Source organism: Pantoea sp. JV6, assembly GCF_025910055.1.
Lineage (GTDB): Bacteria > Pseudomonadota > Gammaproteobacteria > Enterobacterales > Enterobacteriaceae > Pantoea > Pantoea agglomerans.
Genome location: NZ_JAPCIM010000020.1, coordinates 138,282 through 157,228 on the forward strand (window position 1 = coordinate 138,282; position 18,947 = coordinate 157,228).

Here is an 18,947-nt window from a genome sequence, read left to right on the forward strand (position 1 = left end):
CCGGTTGGCAATTTTGTGACAGAAAAGTGATAGACTCATCGTACTTTAGCTTTAAGGGCGATCCCAGGCGCTACGATGAAGAAGAAAAGACCGGTATTACAGGACGTTGCCGATCGCGTCGGCATTACTAAAATGACCGTCAGCCGTTACCTGCGTAATCCAGAGCAGGTCTCCGTTGCCCTGCGGGATAAGATTGCGGTGGCACTGGATGAGCTGGGTTATATCCCCAATCGCGCCCCCGATATGCTTTCTAACGCCACCAGCCGCGCCATTGGCGTACTGCTGCCGTCACTCACAAACCAGGTTTTTGCTGACGTATTGCGCGGCATCGAAGCCGTCACCGACGAAGCCAACTATCAGACGCTGGTCGCCCACTTTGGTTACAACCCGCAAAAAGAGGAGCTGCAACTGCGCTCGCTGCTGGGCTGGAACATTGATGGGGTTATCCTCACCGAACGCACTCATACACCAGGCACGCTGCGCATGCTGGAAGTGGCCGGTATCCCGGTGATTGAGGTGATGGACAGCGTCACGCCCTGCCTGGATATGGCGGTAGGCTTTGATAACGTTGAAGCGGCCCGGCAGATGACGCAGGCAATCCTCAGCAAAGGTCATCGTCATACCGTCTACCTCGGCGCACGCCTGGATGAACGTACGCTGCAGAAGCAGCGCGGTTACGAAATCGCGATGCGCGAAGCGGGGCTGACGCCACGCAGTGTGATGATGGAAGATGCCTCTTCATTCAGCGCCGGTTGTGATCTGCTGCGTGAGGCGCAACGTCTCTATCCTGAAACAGATAGCCTGTTCTGTACCAATGATGATCTGGCGGTCGGCGCGATGTTTGAATGCCAGCGTCAGGGATTGCAGGTGCCCTCTCAGATGGCGATTGCCGGTTTCCACGGCCATGACATCAGTCAGGTTGTCACGCCACAACTGGCGACAGTGCTGACGCCACGCGACCGCATGGGGCGTGAAGCTGCGGCGCTGCTGCTGGCGCGCATTGCCGGAGAAACCAGCGTCTGCCAGCCGCTGGATGTCGGTTTTGAGATCAGTGAAGGTGGCAGCATCTGATTGTGGCGTTTTTATGAGTCAGCTCACACTTTCATGCATTTCCTGGTAAAAAGGTTGCCAGGCTGTTAAGCGGCCAGGAGAATGAGAAACGACATTGTTATCGGTAACATTGGCAAATTCTCACCTGCCGGAGCAGAAAAATGACAACGCAATCCCCGTCGCATCACGTTTTTATCCTGATGGGCGTTTCAGGCAGCGGAAAGTCTGCCGTCGCCAATCAGGTCTCTCACCAGCTGAATACAGCCTTTCTTGACGGTGATTTTCTCCACCCCCGCGCCAACATCCTGAAGATGGCCGATGGTCATCCGCTGGATGACAACGATCGCCAGCCGTGGTTACAGGCACTGAACGACGCCGCGTTTGCCATGCAGCGCACCCAGGCGATTTCCGTGATTGTCTGTTCAGCCCTGAAGAAAAGTTATCGCGACATCCTGCGTCAGGGAAATGACAATCTGCGTTTCGTCTACCTGAAGGGCGATTTCGACACCATCGAAGCCCGCCTGAAAGCGCGTAAAGGCCACTTCTTCAAGCCGCAGATGCTGGTGACGCAGTTTGCGACGCTGGAAGAGCCAGGCAGCGATGAGCCGGATGTACTGGTGGTGGATATCGCGCATTCACTGGACGATGTGGTGGCGGCTACGGTTGCGACTATCCAGGACGCTATCAGCCAGGGTTAGAGATGAATACCGCAACACTCGTTTTGACCGCAGCAGGCTCCGTCCTGCTGCTGCTTTTCCTGGTGATGAAGGCCCGTATGCACGCCTTCGTCGCATTGATGTTAGTGTCCATCGGTGCCGGGCTGTTCTCCGGCATGCCACTGAATCAAATCGCTGAAACCATGCAGAAGGGGATGGGCGGCACGCTCGGCTTCCTCGCGATTGTGGTCGCGCTGGGCGCGATGTTCGGCAAAATCCTGCATGAAACCGGCGCAGTTGATCAGATCGCCATCCGGATGCTGAAAACCTTTGGTCAGAGCCGTGCCCATTACGCGATGGGCATTGCCGGTCTGATCTGCGCGCTGCCGCTCTTTTTTGAGGTGGCAGTCGTGCTGTTGATCAGCATCGCTTTTGCGGTGGCACGGCGTACCGGCGGCAATCTGGTGAAGCTGGTGATCCCGCTGTTTGCCGGTGTGGCCGCAGCGGCGGCGTTTCTGCTGCCCGGACCGGCCCCGATGCTGCTGGCCTCGCAGATGCACGCAGACTTTGGCTGGATGATCCTGCTGGGTCTCTGTGCGGCGATCCCGGGCATGCTGATTGCCGGGCCACTGTTTGGCAACTTCATTGGCAACCACGTCTCGTTCAGCGCGCCGCCGGAAGATCATCAACCGGATGTCGATGAGAGCAAGCTGCCGTCGTTTGGCTTCAGCCTCTCACTGATTCTGTTTCCTCTGGTGCTGGTTGGCCTGAAAACCATCGGCGCACGCTTCACGACCGAAGGCACCACCCTGTATGAGTGGCTGGAATTTATCGGCCATCCTTTCACCGCAATCCTGCTGGCGCTGCTGGTGGCGATTTATGGCCTGGCTTACCGTCAGGGTATGGATAAAGAGCGGGTAATGCAGGTGTGCGGCAGCGCGCTGCAACCGGCCGGTATTATCCTGCTGGTGATTGGCGCGGGCGGCGTGTTTAAGCAGGTGCTGGTGGACTCCGGCGTGGGTCCGGTGCTGGGCAATGCGCTGACCGGCGCAGGACTGCCAATTGCGCTGGCCTGCTTTATCCTGTCGGGTGCGGTGCGGGTGATTCAGGGATCGGCGACGGTCGCCTGTCTGACCACGGTGGGCTTAATCATGCCAGTGATTGAACCGCTGCACTACAGCGGCGCTCAGCTGGCGGCGCTATCGATCTGCATCGGCGGTGGCTCAATCATTATCAGCCATGTGAACGATGCTGGGTTCTGGCTGTTTGGTCGCTTCACCGGGGCCAGCGAAGCGGAAACGCTTAAGACCTGGACACTGATGGAAACCATTCTCGGCACTACCGGGGCTGTCGTAGGTATGATTGCTTTCGAACTGCTTTCCTGACCAACCCGGCGGGCTATCGGCCCGTCAGGTTTTTTTCCCGCGAGCGGGGGAAGAGTAAAAAAGGGAACAGCAGATAAGGCGCCATCACCAAAAGAACAATGACGCCGCGTGAATAGCCAGAGTCATTTATTCTCCTCACCCCGCAGGAAAAAACAGGCAAAATAAACAGTAGTAGCGCGACTAAGCCTATTTCATGCTGTGGCCCGGTAAACCATTGCAGATAACTGCAGAACCAGGCCAGCTGAAACAGCAGGAAAATAAAATAGCTCGTCCTTCCTTCACGCCCCTCATAGTTAAACGTGCGCAGCAGACAGCTTTTGATAATCTGCAGCAGCCTGTTCATGCCCATTTTCTTCTTATCAGAGCAAAAACAACCAGCGTAATGGCGGCGGCAAGTAAGTAAACCCAGGCAAAATCAGTGACGTCAAGATGGATCAGCTGCACGTCATTCAACGCCGCTTTCCGGCCCGAGACGGATAATACGGTCAGGCCAGCTAAACAGAGTATATTTGCCAGAAAGAATAGTGCCTGAAAGGCTGTTTCTTTAGCCGCGGACAGAAAGGCAATTTTTCTGAACCCCCACCAGGCTACCAGATAAACCAGCAGCCAGAGCAACGCGCAGAGTAGCGGGGCAACCAGATAACTGCGCATATCTGTGATCACCCCTGAATGGCCGCTGTTGGCATACTGCAGCACTTCCTGAAGGGAGACGTAACCTGTTATCAGATAGAGCGCGCCGAAAAAAAAGGGTAATAACAACCTCATTGCATTTCCCTCCGGGTTTTCAGACGCTGCATCAGCTGCGGCAGCTCTTTTCCGGGGTCCACCATCACCAGCTGTTTACTTTTTGCATCGTATTTCGCGGCGGCGGTCGGGTCACCTTTACCGCCTTCCGCCATCACAAAGCGGGCATCTGAACGGCCATAAAGGCCGACATGCGGAAAGGGATCGCTGCCAAAGGCAAGTACGTTGCGGCCAGGCAGGGTATATTCTCTGGTCAAAAAATCCGGGATTTTTTTTGAGTCGATGCCTGAAAAAGGCGTAGTGACAAAGCGGGAACCTGCATAGTCGAGGGAAAAGCAGGTACTGTTATCGGCTGCATTTTTCTGTACCAAATCCGCGCCAAACAGGATTTTTAAACGCTGCCAAACCGTCGCGCTGTCGGGTTCGATCTTCTTGCCTTCCAGATAAAGATCTTGTTTATGATAAAGTTGGTAAACCATTTTGTGAATCTGCACCATGGAGGCGCCAACACCATGCCAGTTCGGCGCATCCCTGCTGTAAAGCCGCTCAACGATAATAAACACGCCTGTCCCGGCATAATTTTCGATACTGCCCGCCATCGATATCTCCTTTTTAACAGCATTATATAAATATTATTGTTCATTTCAATGCCGTAACTTTGTGATAAACAGGCTGAATTAATGCGGCTACCTGCCGGCTTGTCAGGGCAAAAGGGCAAAGGTGCGGTTATAACTTCAGATAAGCCCGAATGCCGTCCAGGAACATCTGAGTTGCCAGCATAATCAGTATTAATCCCATCAGCCGCTCCAGCGCATTCACGCCTTTATCGCCCAGCAGCCGCAGGAACAGACCTGACATCAGCAGAATACCCACCGTCACGCCCCAGGCGATCAGCAGCGCGCCGACCAGGTGCGACATCTGATGCGGATATTGATGCGACAGCAGCATCAGCGTCGCCAGCAGCGATGGCCCGGCTACCAGTGGGATCGCCAGTGGCACCAGGAAGGGCTCTTCACCCGCCGGTAAACCAGAACTGCTGCTTTCCGCCGACGGGAAAATCATCTTAATGGCGATAAGAAACAGGATGATCCCGCCGGAAATCGACACCGTTTCAGTACGCAGATTCAAAAATGCCAGGATGCGTTCACCGGTAAACAGGAACAGCAGCATGATGATCAGAGCAATCAACATTTCACGGATCAGCACCACTCGCCGCCGTTTCGGCTCCAGATGCTTTAAAACCGACATAAAAATCGGCAGATTGCCCAGCGGATCCATAATTAACAACAATAATATTGTCGCTGAAATCATTTCAGTCATCGGTTTTACGCCATGTTGTTCACGAAAAAGCGGAGTTATTAGTTACGCTGCTGAAAAAGTTAGCGTAATCGAATTAATTCACTTGCTACCCGGCCTGCATTTTGTAGAGTGAAGGGACACAGGTAAATCTTATTATTACGCAGAGCGGCGTGAAAATAGCACGCCGCTCTCTCCTCTGAAATGAAAAGCAGGTGTAACTGCCTTAGACGGACACGACATGAAGAATGTAGGTTTTGTTGGTTGGCGCGGTATGGTCGGCTCCGTGCTGATGTCCCGCATGAGTGAAGAGCGTGATTTTGATGCAATCAATCCGGTCTTCTTCTCGACGTCGCAGCATGGTCAGGCGGCACCCGCATTTGCGGGCAAACAGCAGGGCACACTGCAGGATGCGTTTGATATTGAGGCGCTGCGGGCGCTGGATATCATTATTACCTGCCAGGGTGGCGACTACACCAGTGACGTCTATCCAAAGCTGCGCGCCAGCGGCTGGCAGGGATACTGGATTGATGCGGCCTCCACGTTGCGCATGAAAGATGATGCCATCATCATCCTCGATCCGGTCAACCATGCGGTGATTCGCCAGGGTATCGACAGTGGGATCAAAACCTTTGTCGGCGGTAACTGTACCGTCAGCCTGATGCTGATGTCGCTGGGCGGCCTGTTTGCTCAGGACCTGGTGGAGTGGGCTTCGGTTGCCACCTATCAGGCGGCCTCTGGCGGCGGCGCGCGCCACATGCGTGAACTGCTGACCCAGATGGGCATGCTGCACGATCACGTTGCGCCTGCGCTGCAGAACCCGGCCTCCGCCATCCTCGACATCGAGCGTAGCGTGACCGACTTCACCCGTTCCGGTACCCTGCCGACCGATAACTTCGGCGTGCCGCTGGCGGGCAGCCTGATTCCGTGGATCGACAAACAGCTGGAAAACGGTCAGAGCCGCGAAGAGTGGAAAGGCCAGGCTGAGACCAACAAGATCCTCGCCACCCGTAACGTCATCCCCGTTGATGGATTGTGCGTGCGCGTCGGGGCACTGCGCTGCCACAGCCAGGCCTTTACGCTGAAGCTGAAACGCGACCTGCCGCTGGCTGAAATTGAGCAGCTGCTGGCCTCTCACAATGAGTGGGTCAAAGTGGTGCCGAATGACCGCGAACTGACGATGCGTGAACTGACGCCCGCCGCTGTCACCGGTACGCTGACCACGCCGGTTGGCCGGTTGCGTAAACTGAATATGGGGCCGGAATATCTCTCTGCCTTCACAGTGGGCGACCAGCTGTTATGGGGCGCAGCCGAACCGCTACGTCGCATGCTGCGGTTGTTAACCAGCTAAACAGAAAACATCGCCAAAGGCCGGATTTATGATCAATGCCGATCAGATTAGGCAAAGATGATCGATTAACTGTCTGATAGCTATATGAAAGCCCGTAATCATTGTTGATGGTTACGGGCTTTTTGTTGTTAGTCCAGTCTATGGATAATTTTGACTTCAGCCAAAAAATTCTTTGCGTTTTATGGTGTGTTTTTTGAGCTTGATGGATGGCTTTGGGCAGAGACTTGCATCACAGCAATATGCACATTCTGTCGCTGCTCAATGGAGTACATAGTGTCTTAGAAATTGTGTTCGTCAGACTGAATCTGCAAACACTTTTCATTAAGGTCCTAACCGCCCAAAAATCATCATTTATCAGGCATGCGCAATGCAGGCTTTTTTAGACGCTAATGCATTTTAAATGACGGGATGGGAATGATGGTACGGTGGTCAATAAGGATGTAATACGGTGGTAAAAAAGAAAAAGCCCCGAGGGGCTTTTTCTATTCAGTATCACTTTTCTTTGAAGTGATGATTGTTTTTGCTTGGCGGAAATGGATCATCTTTTTTCACATGGCGATCATATGCAGTTCCTGCGTATGAATTGTCAGTATCGTGATACTGGCCATAAGTTCCAGTCTTAGGGCATGGTTGCCCTGACCAATGTTTTGCCATTGTTAATTTCCTTATTCACATAGACATCTTAATTGATGTCTTTTTTTTAATACGACTAACTTGTCTGGTTTTCAATCATGTTTTGCTAACTTTTACCGCTTCATTTTCGAAATGTGACAATGTTCAAAATTGAATGACTTATTCATTCTTTAGTATGTTAACCCTCTGTGCTTGCAGAGTTAATGACGTAAAAAAATAGTTGCGCCATTACATTCGGAAATGTTTAGAATGAAAGTAATGTATGCGAATCTCGTTCTGGAAGAAAATACCTGTACGATGATGCTGGTACGCCATTTTAGAGTTGTAGTAGTCAGTATAAATTCAGGCTATTATATTTTTATTCGTTTATTTACACATTCATGCCCTTCAGTGAAGCATTTCTATCCGATGTTCTATGCTCGTATATTCCAGTCATCGGTATACTGGACATTTCCATCAACATAACGCCATGTGATTTTGTCATACATCATGGATATTGATTCCATATGGTTGATTTGCGCATTACCGGACATTTTAGCGTTTGGCATGCCAGGATTCACGCCAGTGATCTTTACCCCCTCAATAGTCATGACAAAGTAACACTCTTCCTGCCCGGCATGATTGATTTTATACCAGCGGATTTCCGCACTTTGCAGCGTCTGGCCCGTAGCAACCGCCTTATAAAGATATGGACTGGAGCTATCAAACTCCTTTTCAATCATCATAGGTGAGTGTGAACGCTTGCCGGTTATCTTGCCGTTAGCACTATCTACAGGAATGTTCAGTCCATGACTGAAACCAACAATCTCAATGCTGCCATCACGATCCCATACATCAACAGAACCTTTAATATGAGCACCGCCATCATCTTTGAGCCACATGTAAGCAGGAATTGGCATCCTATTATCACCTTACTTTTCTGATCAACTTCATTGTTATGAAAAAAATTGCCGCAGTGATAACTATATTAGTGAGGAAACTCATATAGAAATACGTATCATCTATTGCCTCTGCGCCAATTTCACCGGAGCCATATAAAATATGGCCTAGCTTTAAAGCGAAATCATAATTAATCCAGTTATAAGGCTCACCCATAGCCCGACCAACGATAAGTAAAAGAAGAAGGAAGAAGGCTAATTTTCCTAATCTACGGGCAAGTGTCGCCATAAGTGATTACCTCAATGGTGCCATAGGCTTTTAAGTCTGTGCCAGGAACCGAGATTTTAGATGTTCTTAATAGAGCATTTCTCAGCATGTTGAAGTCTGATTGCCAGGCCAGCGTAATACAGCCCTCTGAAACCTGACCGGGATGAAGCCTGAAGCCTCCTCGCGTTACTCCTCGAAAAAAGGTGCTATCGTCGATCATCCCATCAACGCGGAAAAGGGCAAACCATTCTGAATGATCAACATGATATTTGAATGCACTTTTTATTTCGTCAATTGCCCATGCTCTGACGCTATTGACCCAACTACCAGAAGGTCTGTCGACTATGTAGTAGTGTCCGGCAGGTAATGGCCCTTTGTTTATTATCATCCCGCAGCCACCCTTATTACGGTAAATATCATTACCAGAAAACGCTAAAAAAGTGCCTAAGCCCGGAAAAATCAGAGGAGAGTAATCAGCATTGTTTATGACAAACTTTCCTTGTAAAGACATAGCAGTCCTTTACTTCTAAAATTTTTGAATTTACATGCTAATTCAAAGTAAAAAACAGATGTACGGCTATTTTGGGCAAAATTTAGGATCGTGAAGCAGATTCAATTCTCAACTTTTTTATGACTCAATCCATTTCATGTCAGAAACATACTGCTAACCATCGCTTTACAACACATTATCAGGTAGCTTTTCTCAATCGTCCTCTGCACCCAGCGATCCTGAACTCTGAGATTTGGCGGTGGCAGAGGCTCTGTTTCATTCCGGTGAAAAATGCAGCTTCATCAGTCGGGGCGCTCCAGGCAACATAAATGACCATAATCATCAGTTTATCCGGCCTTTTTTGTTTTTGTCGTACACGAAACAATCTGCCGTTTCGCTTACTCAGTGATCAACTTCCCTTTTTTGCCGGTCGGTAAAGATTATTTTGCTTTAGTCCATGGCAAGTGCCGTGACCAAGCTATGATTTAACCATGATGTGCCACAGGTAACGCTTGTGCTTTCCGGATTAAATGGTTGTGGTACACGGCAAAAACACTTTTCCCACGGAATGGCCTGACTTCTTTGTCGTTGTACGTATGGCTCAATGAAGAGCAGCGCAGGTGAACCGCGACAGGCTGTGTCGCGTTCATTTCGGCTGCCAATTATCACAGGAAGAAAGTCATGTCAGAGCTTCCCGATCGCGATGCGATCAATGCCCTGTTTGCGGGTAATTATGCCGACCCTTTTTCGTTACTAGGGATGCACCGAACTCAGCAAGGCCTTGAAGTCAGGGCATTGCTCCCCGAAGCGCTTGAAGTGTGGGTCATTGAAACCTCCACCGGGCGCAAACTGGCTCAGCTGGTGTGTGAAGATGCACGTGGCTTCTTCAGTGGCGTTATTCCACGCCGCAAAAACCCGTTCCGCTATCAGCTGGCGGTGAACTGGCACGGCCAGCAAAACCTGGTAGACGATGCCTATCGCTTTGGTCCGCTGCTGCAGGAGATGGATCTGTGGCTGCTGGCAGAAGGGACGCACCTGCGCCCTTATGAGACGCTGGGCGCGCACGGTGACGTCATTGATGGCGTCTTCGGCACCCGCTTCTGCGTCTGGGCACCCAACGCCCGTCGCGTGTCAGTGGTTGGCGATTTCAACTTCTGGGATGGCCGCCGTCATCCGATGCGTCTGCGTCAGGAGCTGGGCATCTGGGAGCTGTTTGTACCGGGCGCGGTCAACGGCCAGCTCTACAAGTATGAAATCATCGACGCCAATGGCGAACTGCGCATCAAAGCGGACCCGTACGCCTTTGAGGCGCAGATGCGTCCGCAAACTGCGTCGATGATCTGTGGTCTGCCAGAGCCGGTTGAGATGAAAGCAGAGCGCAAGGCGGCCAACGCCTTTGACGCGCCGATCTCCATCTATGAAGTGCATCTGGGCTCCTGGCGTCGTCACACCGACAACAACTTCTGGCTGAGCTACAAAGAGCTGGCTGAACAGCTGGTGCCCTACGTCAAAGAGATGGGTTTTACCCATATCGAACTGCTGCCGATCAACGAACATCCGTTTGATGGCAGCTGGGGCTATCAGCCGCTGGGCATGTATGCGCCAACCCGCCGTTTTGGTACCCGTGACGAGTTCCGCGCCTTCATTGACGCCGCCCATGAAGCGGGCCTCAACGTGCTGCTCGACTGGGTGCCGGGCCACTTCCCCAGCGACGATTTCGGTCTGGCAAGATACGACGGCACCGAGCTCTATGAGCACAGTGACCCACGTGAAGGCTTTCACCAGGACTGGAATACCCTGATCTACAACTTTGGTCGCCGGGAAGTGAGCAACTACCTGTCGGGCAATGCGCTCTACTGGACGGAGCGCTTTGGCATTGATGGCCTGCGTGTGGATGCGGTGGCGTCGATGATCTACCGCGACTACAGCCGCAGCGAAGGGGAATGGGTGCCGAATCAGTACGGCGGCCGTGAAAACCTGGAAGCGATTGAGTTTCTGCGTCACACCAACCGTACGCTCGGCACTGTGGCATCCGGTTCGGTGACCATGGCCGAAGAGTCGACAGACTACCCTGGCGTGACGCGTCCCACCGAAGACGGCGGGCTGGGCTTCTGGTTCAAATGGAATCTGGGCTGGATGCACGACACCCTCGACTACATGAAGGTCGATCCCATCTACCGTAAGCACCATCACGATCTGATGAGCTTCGGCATGATGTACAACTACACCGAAAACTTTGTGCTGCCGCTGTCGCATGACGAAGTGGTGCACGGTAAGCGCTCGATTCTCGATCGTATGCCGGGCGATGCATGGCAGAAGTTCGCCAACCTGCGTGCTTACTACGGCTGGATGTGGGGCTTCCCCGGCAAGAAACTGCTGTTTATGGGCAACGAATTTGCCCAGGGTCGCGAGTGGAACCACGATGTCAGCCTCGACTGGCATCTGCTGGAAGGGGACGACAACTGGCACCACGGCGTTCACCGTCTGGTGCGCGATCTCAACCACACCTATCAGTACTACACGCCGCTGCATCAGCTCGACTTCGATCCGGCAGGCTTTGAGTGGCTGGTGGTAAACGATGCGGAACACTCCGTCTTCGCCTTTGTCCGTCGTGACCGTGAAGGCAACGAAGTGATCGTGGTCAGTAACTTTACGCCGGTGCCGCGTCCGGGCTATCGCTTTGGCGTTAACCAGCCTGGCTACTGGCGTGAAGTGCTGAATACCGATCAGCATGAGTATCACGGCAGCGACGTACGCAACCATCGTGTGCATACCGATGAGCAGGAGAGCCACGGGCGACCGCAGTCGCTGAGTCTCAATCTGCCGCCGCTGGCAACGGTATGGCTGGTGCGGGAGGCTGAATGACCATCACTGCCGGAGATCCCGAACCGCTGGGTGCCAGTTACGATGGCAAAGGCGTTAACTTCACCCTGTTCTCACAGCATGCCGGGCGCGTAGAGCTCTGCCTGTTTGATGAGCAGGGCGCAGAACAGCGTCTTGACCTGCCTGGCCGCAGCGGGGATATCTGGCATGGTTATGTTCCGGCGTTGAAGCCAGGACAGCGCTACGGCTACCGGGTGCATGGTCCCTGGGCCCCGCAGCAGGGACACCGTTTTAATCCGGCGAAGCTGTTGGTTGATCCCTGCGCCCGCGCGGTTGAGGGCGATGTACCGGATGACCCGCTGTTTCATGGCGGCGAGGCGCAGCCCGATCCGCATGACAACGCGGCGATTGCGCCGAAGTCACGGGTAGTCGCGGAGGATTTTGACTGGCAGGACGACGTCGCACCGGGTATTCCCTGGGGTAACACGGTGATTTACGAAGCCCACGTGCGCGGCCTGACGCAGCAGCATCCGGAAATTCCGGAAACGCTGCGCGGGACTTACGCGGCGCTCGGTCATCCTGTTATGGTGAATTACCTGCGCAGTCTGGGGATTACTACCCTTGAGCTGCTGCCGGTGGCGCACTTCGCCAGCGAGCCGCGACTGCTGCAGCTCGGTCTCAGCAACTACTGGGGCTATAACCCCTTTGCGCTCTGGGCGGTGGATCCCCGTTACGCCTCCGGTCAGCCGGACGTGACGCCGTTGCAGGAGTTTCAGCAGGCGGTCAAAAACCTGCACGCCGCAGGTATCGAAGTGCTGCTGGATGTGGTGTTCAACCACACCGCTGAACTGGATGAGATTGGCCCGACAATCTCCATGCGCGGCATCGACAACGCCAGCTACTACTGGCTCGATGAGCAGGGCGATTATCAGAACTGGACCGGCTGCGGCAACACGCTGAATATCCATCATCCGCAGGTGATGACGTGGGCTTTAGAGGCGCTGCGCTACTGGGTGCGGGTCTGCCACGTCGACGGCTTCCGCTTTGACCTCGCGCCGGTGCTGGGCCGCACACCGGATTACCAGCGTGATGCGCCATTTTTTGCGGCGATACGCGCCTGTCCGCTGCTCTCTCAGGTCAAGCTGATTGCTGAACCCTGGGATATCGGCCCTGACGGCTATCAGGTTGGTCGTTTTCCGCCGCCGTTTGCCGAATGGAACGATCAGTTTCGCGACACCGCGCGACGTTACTGGCTGCACGGCGACATAAGCAACGGCGAGTTCGTCCGCCGCTTTGCCGCCTCCAGCGATCTCTACCAGCATGATGACCGGTCGCCACACGCCACGGTTAACCTGATCACCGCCCACGACGGCTTTACGCTGTGGGATGTGGTGAGCTTCGAACGTAAACACAACGAAGCGAACGGGGAAGATAACCGTGATGGTCACGGCGATAACTACAGCCACAACCACGGCAAAGAGGGGCTGAACGTCAGCTTCGACGTGATTGAACGTCGCCGTCGCAGCGTGCGGGCACTGCTGACGACGCTGCTGCTGTCACAGGGCACGCCGATGCTGCTGGCAGGCGATGAGCGCGGCCACACCCAGCGCGGCAATAACAACGCTTACTGTCAGGACAACGCTCTGAGCTGGCTTGACTGGCAGGCGGATGAGAAGGGATTAGTCGGATTCACCGCTGCACTGATCGAGCTGCGCCAGCGCATTCCGGCGCTGACCGCAGATCGCTGGTGGCAGGACGGTGACGGCAATGTGCAGTGGCTCAATGCCGGTGGCCAGCCACTGCAACACGATGAATGGGCACAGGGGATGCACAGATTGCAGATCCTGCTGTCCGGCCGCTGGTTAATAACAATAAACGCCACGGATACGGTGAATGACATCGTGTTACCAGACGGAGAATGGCGCGCCCTTCCTCCTTTCGCCGGGGACGACAACCCCATCCTGCTAACTGTCTGGCATGGTCCCGCACACGGTGTGTGCGTGTTCCAAAAGCAATCATAAGGAGTCAGACATGGTTAAGTTAGATAGAACAGATCACCTGATGCTGGCCCGCCAGCTCCCTACACAGACGGTTGCTCTGATCCTCGCCGGCGGACGCGGCACGCGCCTGGTCGATTTAACGGCCAAACGTGCCAAACCGGCGGTGCATTTCGGCGGCAAGTTCCGCATTATCGACTTTGCCCTCTCCAACTGCGTCAACTCCGGTATCCGACGGATTGGCGTGATTACTCAGTATCAGTCTCATACCCTGACTCAGCACATCCAGCGTGGCTGGTCGATCTTCAATGAAGAGATGAATGAGTTTGTCGATTTGCTGCCAGCGCAGCAGCGATTTTCGACCGAACAGTGGTATCGCGGGACGGCCGATGCCGTGACGCAAAACCTTGATGTAATTCGCCGCTATCAGGCGCAGTACATCGTGATCCTTGCCGGGGACCACATTTATAAGATGGATTATTCACGCATGCTGCTGGATCACGTGGTCAACGAGGCGAAATGTACCATCGCCTGTTTACCGGTGCCGGTGCATGAAGCCACTGCGTTTGGCGTGATGGCGGTGGACGAAGAGAACATGGTGATCGACTTCGTGGAGAAACCCGCGAAACCGCCCACCATGCCGGGTGATGACACTCAGGCGCTCGCCAGCATGGGGATCTACGTTTTCAACGCAGACTATCTCTATGAACTGCTGGAAGAGGATCTGCAGACGCCAGGCTCTAACCACGACTTCGGCAAAGATATCCTGCCGAAAATCGTGGCAAGCGGCGAAGGCTATGCGCACTCCTTTGCGCTCTCCTGCGTACAGAACGATGACAATGCGCCGCCTTACTGGCGCGACGTCGGGACGCTGGAAGCCTACTGGCGCGCCAATCTCGACCTGGCATCGGTGATGCCTGAACTCGATATGTATGACGTCACCTGGCCGATTCGTACCCACATGGAGCCGCTGCCGCCGGCCAAATTTGTTCAGGATCGTTCCGGCAGTCACGGGATGACTATGAACTCGCTGGTCTCGGGGGGCTGCATCATCTCCGGTTCAGTGGTTGTCAATTCGGTGCTGTTCCCGCGGGTACGCGTTAACTCTTTTTGCAATATAGATTCAACTGTACTGCTGCCTGATGTGGTAGTGGGCCGATCGTGTCGTCTGCGTCGCTGCGTCATTGATCGTGCCTGCGAGTTACCGGAAGGCATGGTCATTGGCGAAAACCCGGATGAAGACAGTCGCCGGTTTCACCGTTCGGATGAAGGCATCGTACTGGTAACCCGCGCCATGCTGGCCAGGCTGGCCAAAGCGGGGCTGTAAGCGATAAGCGAAACTTACGCAATCGGCACGCGGAGCGTGTCGGATAACTTAATGAGGTCGAGGATGCAGGTTTTACATGTCTGTTCGGAACTTTTCCCGCTGCTAAAAACGGGCGGACTGGCTGATGTAGTCGGGGCATTACCTCAGGCACAAATTGCGGGCGGCACGGATACGCGGGTACTACTGCCCGCTTTTCCCGCATTGCGCAAAGGCATACCTGATCTCCAGGTCGTGACAGAGCGAGAAACATTTGCCGGTCATGTACGTCTGCTATTTGGTGAATTTAACGGTGTGGGCATCTACTTGATTGATGCTCCCGGCCTCTACGATCGTCCGGGTAGTCCCTACCATGACGAATCGCAGTTTGCGTATGTCGACAACTATCTGCGCTTTGCGCTGCTGGGTTGGGTCGGCTGTGAACTGGCGTGCGGCATGGACGCGATGTGGCGTCCCGATATTGTGCATGCCCATGACTGGCACGCAGGCCTGACCTGCGCCTATCTGGAAGCGCGTGGTCGTCCGGCTAAATCGGTCTTCACCGTGCACAACCTGGCGTATCAGGGGCTGTTCATGGCGCACCACATGGAAGAGATTGGCCTGCCATGGTCGTTCTTTAACATGCACGGGCTGGAGTTCTTCGGTCAGATCTCCTTCCTGAAAGCGGGACTTTTTTACGCCGACCATATCACGGCGGTCAGCCCGACTTACGCCCATGAAATTACTTCTGCCGAATATGCTTACGGCATGGAAACCCTGCTGGCACAGCGGATGCGTGAAGGCCGTCTCAGCGGCATTCTCAACGGCGTTGATCCCTCTATCTGGGATCCGGCGCACGATCTGCTGCTCAGCGCGCGTTATAACCGCGACACGCTGGAAGCAAAAGCGGAGAACAAACGTCAGCTGCAGGTGGCGATGGGACTGAAGGTGGATGATAAAGCGCCGGTGTTCTGCGTGATCAGCCGTCTGACCAAACAGAAAGGGCTGGACCTGGTGCTGGAGGCGCTGCCCGGCTTGCTGGCGCAGGGCGGTCAACTGGTGCTGCTGGGCCAGGGCGATGCTGAACTGCAGCAGGGCTTCCTGGCGGCGGCGGCAGAGCATCCGGGCAGCGTCGGCGTGCAGATCGGCTATCACGAAGCGTTCTCACACCGCATTGTCGGCGGCGCGGACGTGATTGTGGTGCCGAGTCGCTTTGAGCCCTGCGGTCTGACACAACTTTATGGCCTCAAGTATGGTACGTTGCCGTTAGTGCGCCGCACCGGCGGGCTGGCCGATACCGTGAATGACAGCTCACTGGAGAATCTGGCCGACGGCATCGCCAGTGGATTCAGTTTTGAAGATGCCAACGCCTGGTCACTGCTTCGTGCTATCCGGCGCGCGTTTGTGTTGTGGTCCCGTCCTTCGCTCTGGCGCTATGTTCAGCGCCAGGCAATGGCGATGGACTTTAGCTGGCAGGTGGCAGCACAAGCCTACCGTGATCTCTACCAACGTTTGATGTAACGGATTGGGAAAACTGGATATGAATGCACCTTTCACTTACGCCTCACCAACGTTGACGGTTGATGCCTTAAAGCATTCGATTGCCTATAAATTGATGTTTACCATCGGCAAAGATCCCTCTATCGCCAATAAGCATGAGTGGCTTAACGCCTCGCTGCTGGCGGTGCGCGACCGGATGGTGGAGCGCTGGCTGCGTTCCAGCCGTGCTCAGCTTTCTCAGGATGTCCGGCAGGTCTATTACCTGTCGATGGAGTTCCTGATGGGCCGCACGCTGGGCAATGCGCTGCTGGCGATGGGGATTTATGACGATCTCAACCAGGCGCTGGATGAGATGGGTCTGGATCTGGCCGAGCTGATGGAAGAGGAGAACGATCCGGGGCTGGGCAACGGTGGTCTGGGTCGCCTGGCAGCCTGTTTCCTCGACTCGCTGGCGACGCTGGGCATGCCGGGCCGTGGCTATGGCATCCGGTATGACTACGGCATGTTCAAACAGAACATTGTGGAAGGTGAGCAGAAAGAGTCGCCGGATTACTGGCTTGAATATGGTAATCCGTGGGAATTCCAGCGTTTCAATACCCGTTACAAAGTGCGCTTTGGTGGCCGGGTTCAGCACGAAGGCGCGAAAGTGCGCTGGCTGGAGACCGAAGAGATCCTGGCGATGGCCTATGACCAGATCATTCCGGGCTTTGACACCGACGCTACCAACACCTTACGGCTGTGGGGCGCGCAGGCCAGCAACGAAATCAACCTCGGCAAGTTCAACCAGGGCGACTACTTTGCGGCGGTGGAAGATAAAAACCACTCCGAGAACGTGTCGCGCGTGCTCTATCCGGATGACTCGACCTACTCAGGCCGTGAACTGCGCCTGCGTCAGGAATATTTCCTGGTCTCCGCGACGGTGCAGGACATTCTGAATCGTCACTGGCGGATGCATCAGACCTGGGACAACCTGGCGGATAAAATCGCTATTCACCTGAATGATACCCATCCGGTGCTGGCGATCCCCGAACTGATGCGTCTGCTGATCGACGATCATAAATTCAGCTGGGACAACGCTTTTGACGTCTGCTGTCAGGTCTTCTCCTACACCAACCATACGCTGATGACCGAAGCGCTGGAAACCTGGCCGGTCGATATGATCGGCAAGATCCTGCCGCGTCACCTCAGCATTATTTTTGAAATTAACGACTTCTTCCTTAAGACCATTCAGGATCACTATCCCGATGACCTGGATCTGCTGTCGCGCATTTCGATCATCGACGAAAACGATGGCCGCCGGATACGCATGGGCTGGCTGGCGGTGGTGGTCAGCCACAAAGTAAACGGCGTTTCGGAGCTGCACTCCAACCTGATGGTACAGTCGCTGTTTGCCGATTTCTCCCGCCTGTTCCCTGGTCGCTTCTGTAACAAAACCAATGGCGTCACTCCGCGTCGCTGGCTGGCGCTGGCGAACCCGGCGCTGTCAGAGGTGCTGGATGAGGAGATTGGCCGCAACTGGCGCACCGATCTCAGCCAGCTGGGCGAGCTGAAGGCGCAGATCGACTATCCGGCGTTTATTGAAAAAGTGGCGGTCGCCAAGTATCAGAACAAGCGTCGGCTGGCCGACTGGGTGGCGAAGAATCTGGACGTGGTGCTCGACCCGAACGCGCTGTTTGATGTGCAGATCAAGCGCATTCACGAGTACAAACGCCAGTTGCTCAACGTGCTGCATGTGATCACCCGATACAACCGTATCAAGGCCGATCCGCAGGCGGATTGGGTGCCACGCGTCAATATCTTTGCCGGTAAAGCGGCGTCGGCCTATTACGTTGCCAAGCACATCATTCATCTGATCAACGATGTCGCCAATGTGATCAACAACGATCCGCAGGTGAAGAACAAACTGAAGGTGGTCTTCATCCCGAACTACAGCGTGAGCCTGGCGCAGATCATTATTCCGGCGGCCGATCTCTCTGAGCAGATCTCTACCGCAGGGACAGAGGCGTCCGGCACCAGTAATATGAAGTTTGCGCTGAATGGCGCGCTGACCATCGGAACGCTGGATGGGGCCAACGTTGAAATGCTGGATCACGTCGGTGAAGAGAACATCTTCATTTTCGGTAATACCACGCCGCAGGTCGAAGCCCTGCGTAAAGGGGGCTATAACCCGCGTGACTATTATGAAAAGGATGAAGAGCTGCATCAGGTGCTGACTCAGATTGCTTCCGGTCTGTTCAGTCCGCAGGATCCGGGCCGCTACCGCAATCTGTTCGATTCACTGGTCAACTTCGGCGATCACTACCAGTTGCTGGCGGATTATCGCAGCTATGTGGATACCCAGGATAAAGTGGATGCGCTCTACCGTAAACCGGATGAGTGGCAACGCCGCGCGGCTAAAAACATCGCCGGAATGGGCTACTTCTCGTCGGACCGTACGATTCAGGAGTACGCTGATGAGATCTGGAATATCTCGCCAGTAAGGTTGTAAGGCGCGTGCAGTCAGGTTTCTGACTTTCTTTGCGGCCGAGGGATCGGCCGCACTCTCCTGTGCTCTCTTTGCTCACCGTCTATCC

The 18,947-nt window shown here is 54.4% G+C and carries 17 protein-coding genes; 9 read left to right on the forward strand and 8 right to left on the reverse strand.

Annotation, left to right across the window (positions count from 1 at the left end):
• The first annotated feature begins 75 nt into the window (after positions 1-75).
• The 3 genes from gntR to gntU all read left to right on the forward strand — a co-directional run bounded on the left by gntR (position 76) and on the right by gntU (position 3,091).
• Complete coding sequence (gntR, locus tag OK412_RS19120) at positions 76-1,071, forward strand: gluconate operon transcriptional repressor GntR (protein WP_010671536.1); 996 nt, start codon at positions 76-78, stop codon at positions 1,069-1,071.
• 140 nt (positions 1,072-1,211) lie between these two features.
• The gene (gntK, locus tag OK412_RS19125; RefSeq protein WP_010253272.1) at positions 1,212-1,748 is read left to right on the forward strand and encodes a gluconokinase; all 537 of its coding nucleotides are present in this window, start codon (positions 1,212-1,214) and stop codon (positions 1,746-1,748) included.
• 2 nt (positions 1,749-1,750) lie between these two features.
• A complete protein-coding gene (gene gntU / locus OK412_RS19130; RefSeq protein ID WP_031592692.1) occupies positions 1,751-3,091 on the forward strand; it encodes a gluconate transporter in 1,341 nt (446 codons plus the stop codon).
• A gap of 13 nt (positions 3,092-3,104) precedes the next feature.
• On the opposite strand, the gene OK412_RS19135 is transcribed toward gntU, so the two are convergent.
• The 4 genes from OK412_RS19135 to OK412_RS19150 all read right to left on the reverse strand — a co-directional run bounded on the left by OK412_RS19135 (position 3,105) and on the right by OK412_RS19150 (position 5,155).
• Positions 3,105-3,434 (reverse strand): DUF805 domain-containing protein, encoded by a 330-nt coding sequence (locus OK412_RS19135; protein ID WP_094190435.1) that lies wholly within the window; start codon positions 3,432-3,434, stop codon positions 3,105-3,107.
• On the reverse strand, positions 3,431-3,856 hold the full coding sequence (locus tag OK412_RS19140) for a hypothetical protein (protein WP_031592690.1): 426 nt from the start codon (positions 3,854-3,856) through the stop codon (positions 3,431-3,433). Before OK412_RS19140 ends, OK412_RS19135 begins: the two co-directional genes overlap by 4 nt.
• The gene (locus tag OK412_RS19145; RefSeq protein ID WP_264353448.1) at positions 3,853-4,434 is read right to left on the reverse strand and encodes a hypothetical protein; all 582 of its coding nucleotides are present in this window, start codon (positions 4,432-4,434) and stop codon (positions 3,853-3,855) included. The genes OK412_RS19140 and OK412_RS19145 overlap by 4 nt, the downstream gene beginning before the upstream one ends.
• A 127-nt stretch (positions 4,435-4,561) precedes the next feature.
• Positions 4,562-5,155: a YhgN family NAAT transporter gene (locus OK412_RS19150; protein ID WP_003853054.1), complete on the reverse strand. Its 594-nt coding sequence runs from the start codon at positions 5,153-5,155 to the stop codon at positions 4,562-4,564.
• 217 nt (positions 5,156-5,372) lie between these two features.
• On the opposite strand from OK412_RS19150, the gene asd reads away from it, so the two are divergent.
• Positions 5,373-6,482, forward strand: coding sequence for an aspartate-semialdehyde dehydrogenase (asd, locus tag OK412_RS19155; protein WP_010671542.1), 1,110 nt, complete (start codon positions 5,373-5,375; stop codon positions 6,480-6,482).
• Between the two features lie 492 nt (positions 6,483-6,974).
• On the opposite strand, the gene OK412_RS19160 is transcribed toward asd, so the two are convergent.
• The 4 genes from OK412_RS19160 to OK412_RS19175 form a co-directional block, all read right to left on the reverse strand.
• Complete coding sequence (locus tag OK412_RS19160) at positions 6,975-7,136, reverse strand: hypothetical protein (protein WP_164501699.1); 162 nt, start codon at positions 7,134-7,136, stop codon at positions 6,975-6,977.
• Positions 7,137-7,528: 392 nt separating this feature from the next.
• On the reverse strand, positions 7,529-8,014 hold the full coding sequence (locus OK412_RS19165) for an Hcp family type VI secretion system effector (RefSeq protein ID WP_010253261.1): 486 nt from the start codon (positions 8,012-8,014) through the stop codon (positions 7,529-7,531).
• A gap of 7 nt (positions 8,015-8,021) precedes the next feature.
• A complete protein-coding gene (locus OK412_RS19170) occupies positions 8,022-8,282 on the reverse strand; it encodes a hypothetical protein (RefSeq protein ID WP_010253258.1) in 261 nt (86 codons plus the stop codon).
• Positions 8,263-8,772 (reverse strand): DUF2778 domain-containing protein, encoded by a 510-nt coding sequence (locus OK412_RS19175; protein ID WP_010253255.1) that lies wholly within the window; start codon positions 8,770-8,772, stop codon positions 8,263-8,265. The genes OK412_RS19170 and OK412_RS19175 overlap by 20 nt, the downstream gene beginning before the upstream one ends.
• 660 nt (positions 8,773-9,432) lie before the next feature.
• Here OK412_RS19175 and glgB point away from each other — a divergent pair.
• The 5 genes from glgB to glgP all read left to right on the forward strand — a co-directional run bounded on the left by glgB (position 9,433) and on the right by glgP (position 18,862).
• On the forward strand, positions 9,433-11,616 hold the full coding sequence (glgB, locus tag OK412_RS19180; RefSeq protein ID WP_010253252.1) for a 1,4-alpha-glucan branching enzyme: 2,184 nt from the start codon (positions 9,433-9,435) through the stop codon (positions 11,614-11,616).
• Positions 11,613-13,595, forward strand: coding sequence for a glycogen debranching protein GlgX (glgX, locus tag OK412_RS19185; protein ID WP_157353901.1), 1,983 nt, complete (start codon positions 11,613-11,615; stop codon positions 13,593-13,595). The genes glgB and glgX overlap by 4 nt, the downstream gene beginning before the upstream one ends.
• A 10-nt stretch (positions 13,596-13,605) precedes the next feature.
• Positions 13,606-14,898 (forward strand): glucose-1-phosphate adenylyltransferase, encoded by a 1,293-nt coding sequence (gene glgC / locus OK412_RS19190; protein WP_010253246.1) that lies wholly within the window; start codon positions 13,606-13,608, stop codon positions 14,896-14,898.
• 63 nt (positions 14,899-14,961) lie between these two features.
• Complete coding sequence (gene glgA / locus OK412_RS19195) at positions 14,962-16,395, forward strand: glycogen synthase GlgA (protein WP_010253243.1); 1,434 nt, start codon at positions 14,962-14,964, stop codon at positions 16,393-16,395.
• Positions 16,396-16,414: 19 nt separating this feature from the next.
• Positions 16,415-18,862 (forward strand): glycogen phosphorylase, encoded by a 2,448-nt coding sequence (glgP, locus tag OK412_RS19200; RefSeq protein ID WP_010253240.1) that lies wholly within the window; start codon positions 16,415-16,417, stop codon positions 18,860-18,862.
• Positions 18,863-18,947 lie beyond the last annotated feature (85 nt).